Consider the following 13,322-nt stretch of genomic DNA (forward strand, 5'->3'; position numbering starts at 1 on the left):
CAACCAAGCCGATAAGGGCGAGGTTGCTCAATTTTTCGAAGTAGACCAGTTATGTTTGGTAAAGCAAATTAGGCCAACTTACGCTTTTGCTCATAATTGTGCCACTAATATGATGTTTAACTTAGTATTAGTTAAACGAAGAAGGCGATTGGTATCTATCGGGAGCAGTGGCGTAACCATTTTGATACTTTACAGTCATATACAAAGTTTCTTCACCCTTTACCAGCTTAATATAGCATACATTATTCTCGAATTTATCAGTAATATCAATTTTTTGGTCGAACCAATAAACCCATACAGAGCCATTGTCTTCATATTGAACATCAGGGGCTGTTATCTCTTCTATTAATTCATCGTCTGTTAATGGTCTTTCTGTACCATCGTCTTCTATGAAGACTCCACTACCACCTCTATTTTTACTGTCTCCCTCAGCATCAATATAGTTCATGTTGTAGTTGCCATTTCCGTCAAATTGAATGGTTACATCAGTTTGATCACCATTTATCCAAAGCTGTAAAGTACGCTGGATTCCACAAAAATCAGTGGCATATGCAACCGTAGCACAGCCAACAATCAGTACACAGGCGGCGATACTGGCAACCAAGCGATTTAATTTTGGCTTATTATTACTGGTAGTTGTCATTTTTTTTACCTCCAAAGAAAATTCATCAGAGATATGCATTGTAGAAAATGCCTGTTTGTACTTCTCCTTATTCGTCATCTTCCCATACCTCCTTTAGTGTGTTTTTAAGCAACATTCTTCCTCGTGATAGTTTGACCTTTACATTGCTTTCAGATATGTTTAGAATATTTGAAATTTCTTTTATAGAATAGTCTTCATAATAAAACAAATGAATGATAACACGATATTTTTCGGGTAGTTTCATTACGGTTTCAAACAATTCAGAGGATTCAGGAGATTCAAAAGTTAATGTTTCCATGTAATCCTCCAAAGGCAGAGTGTTCCGTCTGAAAAAAGTCATATTCTTATTTTTAGCTTTATTAATCGCTACTCGAATCAGCCATGCACGTATGTGTTGCTCCGATTCAAAATCTTTTTTTATCGATATGTACTGAATATAAGTATCTTGAACAACATCTTCTGCATCTTGAATATTTTTGCAAACATTAAAAGCAATAACAAAAAGATTGTTCTTGTACTTGTCAATCAGCACATCTATTGGTTCCCTCATGAGTTCCTCCTTTGTGCTTGAAAAGCCTTTCACTAATAGTACAAATGAGAGTGGCAAAAGGTTACACACAAAATAAAAATATTTTGAAATTAGCTGTTTGCAAATGCAAACAGCTGAAAAAAGGGAATATAAAGTCCCTCACCAAACGTCAAATTTTATAAATAGTATTTCTAGATGGTTTTACTGGGTAGGTAAAATTTACAAAGATTAAACTGAATGGAAAAGTATAATAAATGTAAGATTATGTACTGCTCTAAAAATATTCTGAATTATTTTTAAGAGCAAAAAGCCAATGCACTGATGAAAGTGTATTGGCTAAATCCCATAATTCGTTGATTTTATTATTATGTGAACAAATCAATATGCAACGAGAGAGTGCTGTCATATACTAACGCTCTAAAAGCTTTTTTAGATAGCCCTCATTAAGCAAGTGAATCGTTTCAAACTTGCCATTATAAAATACTGCCCAATTATTAAAGATACAAGGCAAACTTTTTGCTTTTTCAAGGCTATCTACTGCAATTAAGTTTGCTTCTATATCATTATTTTTACAGTAGTTTTCTATCTGTTCAATACAGTTTGGAATATAAGGGCATTGCATGCCGTAGTAAATTGTAAGGACATTGCTATCGATAGAATGTGACTTAACACTTTCGGCAAAAGTAGGCTTACTACCGTCAAAGGAGAGTGCAAGAATCTCATACTCATCAATACTATCGGCTACTTCAAATCCGAATTTAATTAAAAATTTCTTATCGGACAAATAAGGTTTTTTCTTTTTAGAAGTTAAGATGCATACACCTGATTTACCTAGCTTTTTTGCATCATCAATGCAATATTCAAGTAGTGCTTTTGCATAGCCTTTGCCCTTAAATGAACCCGCCACCCAAAGACAGTAAATATAGATGTAGTTATCACCAATTATCGGTGTCCAAGCACTTTCTAGGGGAGCATATTCAATAAATACCTTGCCTTTTTCATCAAGTTTTCTAAATGTATGTCCTTCTGGCATGCGGTTTTTTAACCATTTCTTTTTTACATCAACGCCGTTTTTGTGCTTTTTGTCCGAAATAGCACAGCAAAGATGTTCATTATCTATGTTTTCAATTGTTAGGTTTTTGAATTGGTTGCTCATTTTTTCACTCCTTGTTATATACATTCCCTTTTCGGCCGTTACATTTGACTACTACCATTTCAAAAATATTTCGCTGGGTATTATATATAGAAAAGTATATCCCAGTATGGCAAAATCCTCAACTCATAAATCAAAAATATAAACAAAGGGCAGATAAGATGATATTAAGATTCATTATCGTTTTAACGCAAGGATGCTCTGGACGATTGATTTATAATGCACGATGGGTAAGCCCCTCTGTTTCTCAAGGGGCTGAATAGTTGTGGTGCCTTTCAACAACTTAAAGCCATACAGACAGTGGTTAACTGTCCTCATGTTGCCGCTTCTTCTTTTTTACACGTAGGTCAATGAGTTTTTTCACATCTTCCAGAATTTCAGCAGAAGTAACAGATACCATCAGCCAACGCCCACCGTTAAAGGGTTTTGTATTCCAATAAAGGTTACGGATATATTCGGTGCAAGGGGATAACAGAAGCTCCGCTTCCATAGCCTCACGGCTTCTCACCGAAACAAGACAGGTAAAAAAACCGTTAGCAGGATAGAGTGTGCAAAGGGATTGTCCGCTTTTTTTATACTTTATATTCCAACCAGGCGCACCGGAACAACTGCTATGCTCTATTTTTGGTAAAACACCATAGCATGACTCTAAATGGGAACAGAGTTCATCCCATAAAGGGTTTGCTACAAAGCCTGATACCTCTTGTAAATGGGGCATGGCATTTTTGGGATATTGCTCGTTCTAGTTCATCCTTTACACACTCCTTGTTTTTACTGCCAGCGCTTAAGTTGTGGAAAAAATGCAGCCATTTGTGCCTTTGCATCATCTGGGGTCATACCAGTTGCATCTGCCATAGGCTGTGCACAAAAATCTATCATCTGATCCATGGTTATATCTGCACAGAATTTTCCGCCATCATAACAATAATTACAATAGTCTGCACTTTTGCTGCCATCGGATTCTGTTCCATACGTAGCACCTTCCATTGGCATGGCACAGCTTTGGCAAAATTTTTGATTTTCAATTGACATAATCTCGTCCTCCTTTTGTTTTGATATCTCTATTATATCTATAAAAAGCTGACAACTGTGTGTCAGGGTTTAAAATGAGCTGCGATTTCTTCTGCATACTCCCAAAGCTGATGCCGAAGATTTGGCGGATGAAGTATCTCGACATTTGTGCCAAAAGAAAAAATATAGCCTATCACCCATGAATCTATAGGGAAACATGCCTCCACCAGCATACTACCGTCGGGCAATACGGTAATATTCTCACGGTCAAACTCGTCATACACTCGAAAGGCAAGCCGTGCCGAGATTTTTAACTTAATATTTGTTTCAGTGCAGGGTATATTGGCCATTTCAATGGGTGGTATTTCCCCTTCATAATTTTGGGTGAAATGTTGGTCGATTGGTGTAATTTCTACAATTCTGCTCACTTTAAAAAGGCGAAAATCCTCTGATTTTAGGCAATAACTCTGCAAATACCAGTGTTTATCTTTATAGATAAGACGTAGGGGGTGAATGTTGCGGTTAGTCATTTTTCCGGATGAACCGCAATAGGCAATTTGTAAAACCTGTTTTGCAAGAATTGCGTTTTTTATAGTCTCAAAGCGAATGCTATCTACTTTTTTTAAACCCCATCGGGAAAAATCTACGGTAATCCAATCCTGTGACGGTTTTTGAAAGGCTCCGCCCAGTTTAGATAGCAGACTGTCTACCTGTTGGTCAGCAGCTTTCAAACTTTGTACCGCAAAAAGCAGTTGATTTTGCTCGTAATCGTTCAATAAGGTTTTATCAAAGCGGTAACCTTCCATTAATGAAATACCACCGTTTTTGCCGATGGTGGTGTAAATGGGAACACCTGCCATAGACAGGGTATCCACATCACGATATACCGTTCGCACCGACACTTCAAGCTCTTTTGCCAGTGCGGGGGCACTCATGCTGCCTTTTTCCAGCAGTAAATATACAAGCTGAAATAATCGGTCGTTCTTCATGGCACACCTCACAAGTTAGAATAAATATTATTATACCACAAAACCATGACAATATGATGTCATGGTTTTAGTTAAATATCTCCCAGAAGTCAAGATATCCTTTTGCCAGAAAACCCTTGACTATTTGGGTATAAAACGAACAAAAGCCGCTTTCCCTCAAATAAAGTTAGCGGCTCTAGAATGTTTGAAATTTTATTCTAAGAAAGGTTTCAATTGCTCAATATTATTTTGCTCCGTTTTAAGCAATTTATCAGCCAATTGGAGTATTTGCTTATCAGCATCATTATATTTTTGTATATTTTTTGTTGCATCAATAATGCCCATGGTGCTGCCTTGAATCAACATTTCAGAAATGTGACAAGGGGATTTATCCATCAAAGTTTTAATGCTAATTGACATATAGGCAGATATCTTTGCCATGTTTCCAATACCTTTTTCTTCATGTCCTAATTCGTTTAGTTTTTGCAGAGCTGTTCTATTTATGCTTTTGTACTCATTGAGCTGAGATTGTAACTGTTTCTTAAAATCGTTGTCTTCAACAATTTCTATTAATTGATTAAGCGTTTTTATTCCCATTTGAGAATTTTGATAAATATAGTTAAGAAGTTCGGTATTTCCATCCATAAAACAATCACCTCAAGCATAGAGTATCCAAGTTTAATCAAATTATTTAATGCTAAAGAAAATGCGTGTTTCTTTTCAAAGATACCCTTAAAAACCCTATTAAAATTCATTGATTATATATAATAAAGAATCCGTTTTTATTTTTTATCAGCAAAGTTTGTATAAGGGAAAAGAAATGATTGGGTAACCGCTTACTATCGATTCCCTTTCCAAATGTAGAGGTTTGCCACTGCAAAGCCAATGGAAGGGGGATGTATTATGTGACAGAAATATCCCACATCCCTTGTATCTATATGAACTGGTTATATTGGGCATATTTGCAAACGCACAGAGAAATTACGAATGGTATTTCTTTTATTTTCAATAAAGAGTATCTAATGTAGTGTCATTGAATATATGAACAAGTGGCTGATTGCAGACCATAGCATTCGTAATTAGATCTTCTATGTTATCAAAAGCCTGCTCATTTTTTGATATCCATAGGGAAACCGTCTTGGTAGAGCCGCTTTTTGAGATAAAGCATTTTTCATCCCGAAAGGAAAATTCAAGTTCCCGTCCTGCATTTATCAAATATACTAATGCGCCAAAGGAATGATACTGAAACAACTCAATTGTTAGTTTATCATGCAGGCTATTAGGGGACATGTCCTCAAGAACAAATTTTCCCTTGCTACCATCAGCGTTAATATAAAATCCATCAATTATTTCATGGATTCCTCCACCAAATGCCCAGTTATTCAACTCAATAAAACCAATAAATTCATTGAAAAATTCATCTTCAGATAGACTCATGGGTACCTCTATGCAGCCTTGTATTTCAAACTCTTTACCCAAAATAATCACCACCATTTACGTGTTTTTTATTATAAAATAGTCTTCCTAAAAAACCGTGCCAGTAATTTGTACCATTTTTTTATATGTCATAAGCATTAATATTCAATATATTGATATAGCTACCAGACTTCAAGGGATCCTTTTTCCATATAGATTAGGATAATTTCATGTACAAAATAGGATATGGCATTCCTTGCTCATCTATTTCAGTTCTTTTATAAACTTCAAATCCCATATGTTCGTAAAACCCTTTTGCTTGTGGGTTTTGTTCATTAACTCCCAGTTCATTAATAGAATACTCTTTAATGCCAAACTCAACTAATTTTCTGCCCAAACCATGTCCACGTTCTTTGGGATCAATAAACAACATTTCGAGTTTTTGATCATCTATTCCCATAAATGCAATTGGAACACCACTGTGATTTTCTGCAATAATCAAATGAGGAATCCCTACTAAAGCTTGTGGAATATATTTTTCGATATTGTCAATTTCCAAATCCGACAAAAATAAATGAGTTTCTTTTACTGATGCTTTCCACAGCTTTACAAGGGGTTCTATTAGGATGGAATTTCGGTCTTTACTATTAATAATTCTCATTTTCATTCTCTTTCTTCCTATATAATTAGTCTTACGTTCATCTTGATCTTACTAAGTAATTTTAAATAACTAAATTATACCTTAATTTACCTATTGGTTACAAGGAAACATTTTACCCTCCTTAAAGATACGTTAATCTATACTCGGATTAAAATAAAACATGTGACGCTACACAAGAACAACCAATCTATTTTTGTACTTTTTTCATATCATAATACGAAATAACATTTCGTATTATGATATGAGGGCGAAAATATAACTAGGTAATGAAAACACAACGAGATTAGTTTTTATGCTAAAATGACTATGGAAAAAACGAAGGAAATGTCTTGCCCTTTTCATTGAAAAGATAATGACTTCATCAAACATTTTATTGATTGTTACTTGGGAAAATAATATCATCTTGTATGGGGTTATGCACTAAGGGAGGTTAGAATAAATTGAATGCAGATGTAAAACGGGAGAATAGTGTTAAGTCCATATTAAAGGCATTTCAGATTATTGAGGCACTAGATCGATTTGGAGAGCTTTCCATTGCCCAGTTAAGCCAGGCGCTATCTATGGATAAAACCACTGTACATCGTTTGATTCGTACCATAAAAGAGGCCGGATATATTGTACAGAATCCATATACCAGAAAATATTCAAACAGTATTAAGCTTTTCACCATTGGCAGTAGCATTATCGAAAGAACTGGCTTGAAAGAAATTGCTAGACCATACTTAGAAACCCTTGCAAGTGAAACAAAGGAGACAATTAATTTAAGTATGCATAGCGGCAATACCATCGTTTATGTTGACAAGATTGAGAGCAATTCTGCCATAAAGGTGGGCATTAAAACAGGAACAGCCCTTCCTATGTATTGTACTGGAATGGGGAAGGCAATTCTTGCGTTTCTTCCCGAAGATATTCAAAATGAAATTTTGGATAACACAGGTTTTCAAAAGCGTACAGAAAAGACGATCGCTAGCAGGGAAGCCCTCATTGATCAGCTGAATGTTGTTAGGAAAAATGGGTATGCCAAAGATGGAGAAGAATATGTTGATGGACTCATATCTTTTGCTGCACCGATTTTCGATTACAGGAATAACCCGGTTGCCGCCCTCAGCATTTCCATGCCCAAGCTTCGATACAACGAAGCGGAAAACAGGGAGTATTACGTAAATCTTGTAAAGAATACGGCAACGGTACTTTCAAAAGAGCTAGGGAATGCTAATCCATTACATGAACACATCCTCTGATGCATTTTTTCTTGGATGTATGAAGGAAATTATATAGCTGTTATTGTTGGGTCTTTTCCTAGCCAATAGCTTCCTTAACTATCCGCCCACACTCTTCACATTAGCGTTCCATAGAAAATAAAGGACACAATATATTAGCTACTAAACAATCAAAGGAGGGGTAAAAAGATGGCAAAAGTTAAAATGACGGTAGGGGATTTCAAAAAATTTAAAAAGGAGGGGAAGAAATTTAGCTTTGTAACCGCTTATGACTATACAACAGCTACTATTGTTGATGAAAGCGATTGCAACATTATCCTAGTGGGAGATTCTTTAGGGATGATTATGTTGGGTTACAAAGGGACAGAATCTGTAACGATGGATGATATGGTTCATCACATTCGCCCAGTGGTAAAGGGTGCTCCGAATACATGGATTATTGGAGATATGCCCTTTGGGTCATACATTACCCCGGAAATTGCAGTTGCCAACGCTGTTCGCCTCATCAAGGAGACAAATTGTGATTGCGTGAAACTAGAGGGTGGCGTAGAAATGCTTCCCCAGATTAAGGCAATTGTAGGAGTTGGCATCAATGTTATGGGACACATCGGGCTAACACCACAAACAGCCTCTTCCCTAGGGGGATTTAAGGTGCAAGGCGGCACTCCTGATAGTGCTGCAAAGCTGATCAAGGATGCAATAGAATTAGAAAAAGCTGGATGCTTTTCTATAGTATTGGAATGTGTTCCTTCTGGGGTTGGCAAAGCAGTAGCGGAAGCTGTGGAAATCCCAATTCTGGGAATTGGAGCAGGGCCCCATGTTGATTGCCAAGTTCTTGTAACCCAAGACCTTCTTGGAATGTACGGCGATTTTAAACCAAAATTTGTGAAGCAATTTGCCCAGGTTAGGCAGGTTATGATTGAAGGACTCAACGAATTCCATAGGGAGACATTGGATGGAACTTTCCCGTCTCCTGAGTTTTCTTTTAATAAACAAGTAGATATACCAAAATTGTATTAATGGAAACAAGGTGCATTAGAACTTATCATAATTAAGTAGAAAGGAAAGCGGTTAAATGAAAATTGCGATTATTGGGGCAGGAGCAATGGGGTGCCTTTATGGGGCTAAATTATCTACAGTGCCTGACAACCAAGTTTTTCTCCTTGACATTTGGAAAGAGCATGTAGACGCCATTAACAATGGCGGTATCTATATGGAAGAGAATGGTGAATTGCTGCGTTATAATCATTTGACAGCTGCCACAGATGCAACTGGGGTTGGCGTTGTTGACTTGGCAATTATATTCGTAAAATCCACATTGACGGAGCAGGCCGTAGAAGCTAATAAAGCTGTGTTTGGTAATGATACAATCGCAATTACCTTGCAAAATGGGATAGGTAACATTGAAAGTATAGGTTCTTTGATTGGAACAGACAATGTGATGGCAGGAACCACCGCTCACGGTGCTACCATGTTGGGACCTGGAAAAATGCGTCATGCGGGTGTGGGAAAAACAATAATAGGCGAGCTCTCCGGAGTAAGGACCAAAAGAATAAATAAAATTGCAGAACTTTTTTCTACAGCAGGATTGGAGGTTGAAGTTTCGGAAAACGTATTGGGCCTTGTGTGGGATAAACTTCTCGTCAATGTGGGTATTAATGCATTAACGGGAATTACAAAACTGACAAATGGTGAGCTTCTTCAATACCCTGAAATCGAAGAAATATTGGAAGAGGCTGTGAAGGAAGGGATTGCAGTTGCAAAAGCTAAGGGAATTGTGTTAGGCTTTACAGATCCTGTGGAACACACCAAGGAGGTTTGCAAAGCGACGGCAGCCAATAAATCATCGATGCTTCAGGATGTGCTGAAGCATAAGCCCACAGAAATTGAAATGATTAATGGTGCAGTTGTGAGAGAAGGCAAAAGGGCAGGCCTTGCTACTCCGGTAAACCAAGTGCTTTGTGCTCTAATTCATTATTTTGAGAAGGTGAAATAGGTATACCGACTTTGCAACTCGCTGCAAGGAAGAATGTAGGGATGTTTATAACTTGATTAGATTAAAGGAGGGAAAGATATGGTGCCGAAACTGACGGAAAAGGAGAGAAATCTTCAGATTAAAAAGGAAGCTCTTATTTCCATTGGTCTTTATTTTGGTTTCTTTTTATGGTGGTATTTTACTGGCTATGGTTTGGCTGAAGCTTCCAAAGAGTATATTTATATAATGGGGTTACCCCTTTGGTTCTTCCTAAGCTGCGTTGTCGGCTATGTATTATTCTGTATTGCTGTAATTGTTGTTGTAAAGCTGTTTTTCAAAGATTTTAGTCTTGATGAAATAGCGGATGAGGACAGTGAAGAGGAGGATCAAGGATGAGTTCATATACAATAATTTTGATGACTGTTTTAGTGATCTATCTCCTTGCAAACTTGGGCATTGGTCTTTATATTAGTAAAAAACAAGCTAAAATTGATGCTGAAGCTGGTAACGGGTTTATTAATAATTACTTTATTGGTGGAAGGTCTATGGGTGGTCTTGTTCTAGCGATGACGTTGATTGCTACTTTCACAAGTGCCAGCAGTTTTATCGGTGGACCCGGTGTTGCATATTCCAAAGGGCTTGTTTGGGTATACTTATCAATCATTCAGGTTCCTACAGCTTTCATTATTTTAGGCATTTTAGGTAAGAAGTTTGCCATTATTTCAAGAAAAACCAATGCTGTAACGGTAACTGACTACTTAAAAGCAAGATATAAATCACCTGCAGTGGTTATCATTTCTTCTGTAGCTCTAGTTTTATTCTTTATTGCACAAATGATGTCTCAGTTTATTGGTGGGGCTGTTTTATTCCAAACAATTACAGGGCTTCCTTATGTATATGGTTTGCTTCTTTTTGGAGCTATTGTTATCCTTTATACTACCATTGGTGGATTTAAAGCGGTGGTAACTACGGATACTATACAGGGCTTGGTTATGGTAATGGGTGGTTTCATTATTTTGTTTACCATTATAAAGGTAGGCGGAGGATTTGAAGCGATTGTTGAGAAACTTAATGTTGTGAATCCCACATGGAATGACCCTACCGTAGGTGGTACAACACCAAAGGCATATGTAATGTCTTTCTGGGTACTTGTTGGTGTTGGCGTATTGGGGCTACCTCAAACTGCCGTAAGAGGTATGGGTTTCAAGGATACAAAATCCCTCCACAGTGCTATGATTTACGGCACCATCGTAGTAGGATTTTTGATGCTGGTTATGCATATCTCAGGGGCATTTGCACCTGCGATTTTAGATCCATCAGAGATACAATCTTCTGACTATGTTGTGCCTACGTTAGTATTAAAATATATGAATCCTGTAGTGGCAGGGTTGTTTATTGCGGCACCTCTATCTGCAGTTATGTCTACCGTATCTTCCCTATTAATTTTGGCTTCTGCGGCAATTGTAAAGGATATTTATCTAAACTACATTGCGCCGGAAAAAGGTAATATGGATAAGGAAGAAACAAAATTTGAAAAGAAAATTGGAAGGATGAGTATGATTACCACATTGGTGGTAGGTGTTATTGTATTTATATTTACAATTTATCCACCGGATTTAATTGTCTGGATTAATCTTTTTGCTATGGGTGGCCTTGAGTGTGCATTCTTATGTCCAATTTTATTGGGATTATATTGGAAGAAAGCCAACGCTACAGGCGCAATTTTATCCAGTGTGATTGGTGTTGTTTGTTTCTTGCTTATGTCAAATTTTAAAGTGAGTATTTTGGGTACCACTCCAATTGTACCATCCATTGTGATTTCAATTGTAGTATTTATTGTTGGTAGTTGCTTTGGTAAGAAACCAGATGAAGATGTAATGAAATTATTTTTTTCATAAGGGAAAATGAAATTATTCTTACGTGCCAATGGGATTATGCTATTTAACGGAAGGGAGCCCCACCTTTTTCGTGGGACGTTAACGTTAACTTTTACATGGGATGATGCATGGGACTTTCACTGCATAAAGTGTTGTTAATACCTTCTGCTATGAGGATTTGGGGGGAGGAGACAATGAAGTTTGACTTTTCATATATAGACACGGCTTTTATAGGTGGAAAGGTGATTACTGTTAATGAAAGAGACGAAATTGCAGAGGCTGTTGGGATAAAGAGAAATAAAATCGTTTTTGTTGGTTCAAATGAAGAAATTTTGAAGATTGTATCTGATAAAACGAAAATAATTGATTTAAAGGGCAGAACTTTAATGCCGGGCTTGATAGACTCTCATTATCACCCTATTCTTTCTGGTCTTTTAGGCACGGATTTGGATGCACCAATGATTGATACCTTTTATGGGAACTGTAAATCTCTTTCTGACATGTTAAATTTGGTTCGGGGAGCTGTGAAATTAAAAAAACCGGGACAATGGATTTCCATGATGGGATATGAGCCTAGCCTTTTTCCGGAACAGCGTCATCCGACCATTGATGAATTGGACACTGCAGCACCAAACAATCCTGTGCACTGTATGCATGGGGGAGGACATATCTGCATGTATAACTCTAAAGCATTGGAATATTTAGATGTGTATTCTCCAGGGGATGCAAAGAAATATCCAGAAGATGAAGTGGAAGTTGTGGATGGAAAATTGACGGGAATGGTTAGGGGAAGTACCCATTTCTGGCTCTGGGGCAAAGTTGAATATACACAAGAGGCTCAGGCAAAGGCGGCAATGAAAGCACATCAGCATTGTTTAGAGAACGGGATTACATCAATTCACGATTGTGGAGAATGCGACAAACCGTCCTATCATATTATGCAGAAGCTCTGCAGAGAGGGAACGTTTAAAGTTCGTTCCTACATGATGTTGCATAGCATTTTTGGCAAAAGATATTCTTTGATGGATAATGAGCATTTTCTGGAATTAGGTTTAACCAGTGGTCTTGGAGATGAACATTTTAAGATTGGCAGTTCGAAATTTATGATTGATGGTGGCTCAGGGGGACCATCTTGTGCAACAAGAGAGCCTTACTCCCACAATCACAATCTGCCAAGGGAAAGGGCTTGGGAGAGGGAGGAAGTTGCCGAATATATTAAAAAAATCAACGATGCCGAGTGTCAGGCAACTGCCCATGCCATTGGAGATTTAGCAATTGAATTTATGGTAGAGGGATATGAAAAAGCCTTTGAAACAAATCCCAGACCAGATCTTCGTCATCGTATTGAGCATTGTACCATTGTGGATCAAAACTTAATAAACCGCATGGCAAAAATGAATATTTGCCCTAGTGTAAATGTATCTTCTATTCAGAAGATGGGAGCAAAATTCATTGAATTCTATGGCGAGAATCGAAATAAATATATCTGTGCCATTCGAAGCATGCTGGATGCCGGTATAAAATGCTCTTTACATAGTGATACGCCATCGTATCCTGCAGGGCTTGCTCTTTTAGATGCGGCTGTAAACCGCTACGACAGGTCTGTAGGGTTTCAGTGTGATAAAACCCAGGCTGTATCCGTTCTTGAAGCAATTCGTTGTGCTACATTAAATGGAGCTTATAGTTCTTTTGAAGAAGAGATAAAAGGCAGCGTGGAGGTTGGGAAACTGGCAGATTTGATTGTTCTCTCAGGTGATATACTTTCTATCCCCACCATGAGCATTATGGACTTGAAAGTAGAAATGACTATGATTGATGGTGTTATTGAGTATCAAAAGTAAAGTCTTGTTTATATAAGCATATCAGATA

15 protein-coding genes are annotated in these 13,322 nt (G+C 37.4%); 6 read left to right on the plus strand and 9 right to left on the minus strand.

Translation table 11 applies throughout. From position 1 onward, the window contains the following. Nucleotides 1-127: 127 nt before the first annotated feature. The 9 genes from NE558_RS08755 to NE558_RS08795 all read right to left on the minus strand — a co-directional run bounded on the left by NE558_RS08755 (nt 128) and on the right by NE558_RS08795 (nt 6,387). Nucleotides 128-721, minus strand: coding sequence for a hypothetical protein (locus tag NE558_RS08755; RefSeq protein ID WP_256149643.1), 594 nt, complete (start codon nt 719-721; stop codon nt 128-130). Then, on the minus strand, nt 711-1,193 hold the full coding sequence (locus NE558_RS08760) for an RNA polymerase sigma factor (RefSeq protein WP_256149644.1): 483 nt from the start codon (nt 1,191-1,193) through the stop codon (nt 711-713). Before NE558_RS08760 ends, NE558_RS08755 begins: the two co-directional genes overlap by 11 nt. 388 nt (nt 1,194-1,581) lie before the next feature. Further along, nucleotides 1,582-2,328 (minus strand): GNAT family N-acetyltransferase, encoded by a 747-nt coding sequence (locus NE558_RS08765; RefSeq protein WP_256149645.1) that lies wholly within the window; start codon nt 2,326-2,328, stop codon nt 1,582-1,584. 301 nt (nt 2,329-2,629) lie between these two features. Next, nucleotides 2,630-3,043 (minus strand): DUF3788 domain-containing protein, encoded by a 414-nt coding sequence (locus NE558_RS08770; RefSeq protein ID WP_256149646.1) that lies wholly within the window; start codon nt 3,041-3,043, stop codon nt 2,630-2,632. Between the two features lie 53 nt (nt 3,044-3,096). After that, nucleotides 3,097-3,357, minus strand: a complete 261-nt coding sequence (locus NE558_RS08775; protein ID WP_305145031.1) for a zinc ribbon domain-containing protein — start codon at nt 3,355-3,357, stop codon at nt 3,097-3,099. A gap of 62 nt (nt 3,358-3,419) precedes the next feature. Beyond that, nucleotides 3,420-4,325: a helix-turn-helix transcriptional regulator gene (locus NE558_RS08780; protein ID WP_256149647.1), complete on the minus strand. Its 906-nt coding sequence runs from the start codon at nt 4,323-4,325 to the stop codon at nt 3,420-3,422. A gap of 192 nt (nt 4,326-4,517) precedes the next feature. After that, on the minus strand, nt 4,518-4,949 hold the full coding sequence (locus tag NE558_RS08785; protein WP_256149648.1) for a hypothetical protein: 432 nt from the start codon (nt 4,947-4,949) through the stop codon (nt 4,518-4,520). A gap of 360 nt (nt 4,950-5,309) precedes the next feature. Continuing rightward, complete coding sequence (locus tag NE558_RS08790) at nt 5,310-5,783, minus strand: YggL family protein (protein WP_256149649.1); 474 nt, start codon at nt 5,781-5,783, stop codon at nt 5,310-5,312. Nucleotides 5,784-5,937: 154 nt separating this feature from the next. Beyond that, on the minus strand, nt 5,938-6,387 hold the full coding sequence (locus NE558_RS08795; RefSeq protein WP_330643426.1) for a GNAT family N-acetyltransferase: 450 nt from the start codon (nt 6,385-6,387) through the stop codon (nt 5,938-5,940). A 434-nt stretch (nt 6,388-6,821) separates the two neighbouring features. Here NE558_RS08795 and NE558_RS08800 point away from each other — a divergent pair, with 434 nt between their 5' ends. The 6 genes from NE558_RS08800 to NE558_RS08825 all read left to right on the plus strand — a co-directional run bounded on the left by NE558_RS08800 (nt 6,822) and on the right by NE558_RS08825 (nt 13,294). After that, nucleotides 6,822-7,622, plus strand: coding sequence for an IclR family transcriptional regulator (locus NE558_RS08800; protein ID WP_256149650.1), 801 nt, complete (start codon nt 6,822-6,824; stop codon nt 7,620-7,622). Between the two features lie 168 nt (nt 7,623-7,790). Further along, the gene (panB, locus tag NE558_RS08805) at nt 7,791-8,621 is read left to right on the plus strand and encodes a 3-methyl-2-oxobutanoate hydroxymethyltransferase (protein ID WP_256149651.1); all 831 of its coding nucleotides are present in this window, start codon (nt 7,791-7,793) and stop codon (nt 8,619-8,621) included. A 55-nt stretch (nt 8,622-8,676) separates the two neighbouring features. Beyond that, a complete protein-coding gene (locus tag NE558_RS08810) occupies nt 8,677-9,597 on the plus strand; it encodes a ketopantoate reductase family protein (protein ID WP_256149652.1) in 921 nt (306 codons plus the stop codon). Nucleotides 9,598-9,675: 78 nt separating this feature from the next. Then, nucleotides 9,676-9,972, plus strand: a complete 297-nt coding sequence (locus NE558_RS08815; protein ID WP_256149653.1) for a YhdT family protein — start codon at nt 9,676-9,678, stop codon at nt 9,970-9,972. Then, a complete protein-coding gene (panF, locus tag NE558_RS08820) occupies nt 9,969-11,474 on the plus strand; it encodes a sodium/pantothenate symporter (RefSeq protein ID WP_256149654.1) in 1,506 nt (501 codons plus the stop codon). Before NE558_RS08815 ends, panF begins: the two co-directional genes overlap by 4 nt. Nucleotides 11,475-11,647: 173 nt before the next feature. Further along, nucleotides 11,648-13,294: an amidohydrolase gene (locus NE558_RS08825; RefSeq protein WP_256149655.1), complete on the plus strand. Its 1,647-nt coding sequence runs from the start codon at nt 11,648-11,650 to the stop codon at nt 13,292-13,294. Nucleotides 13,295-13,322 lie beyond the last annotated feature (28 nt).

Source organism: Anaerotignum propionicum, assembly GCF_024461735.1.
Taxonomy (GTDB): Bacteria; Bacillota; Clostridia; order Lachnospirales; family Anaerotignaceae; genus Chakrabartyella.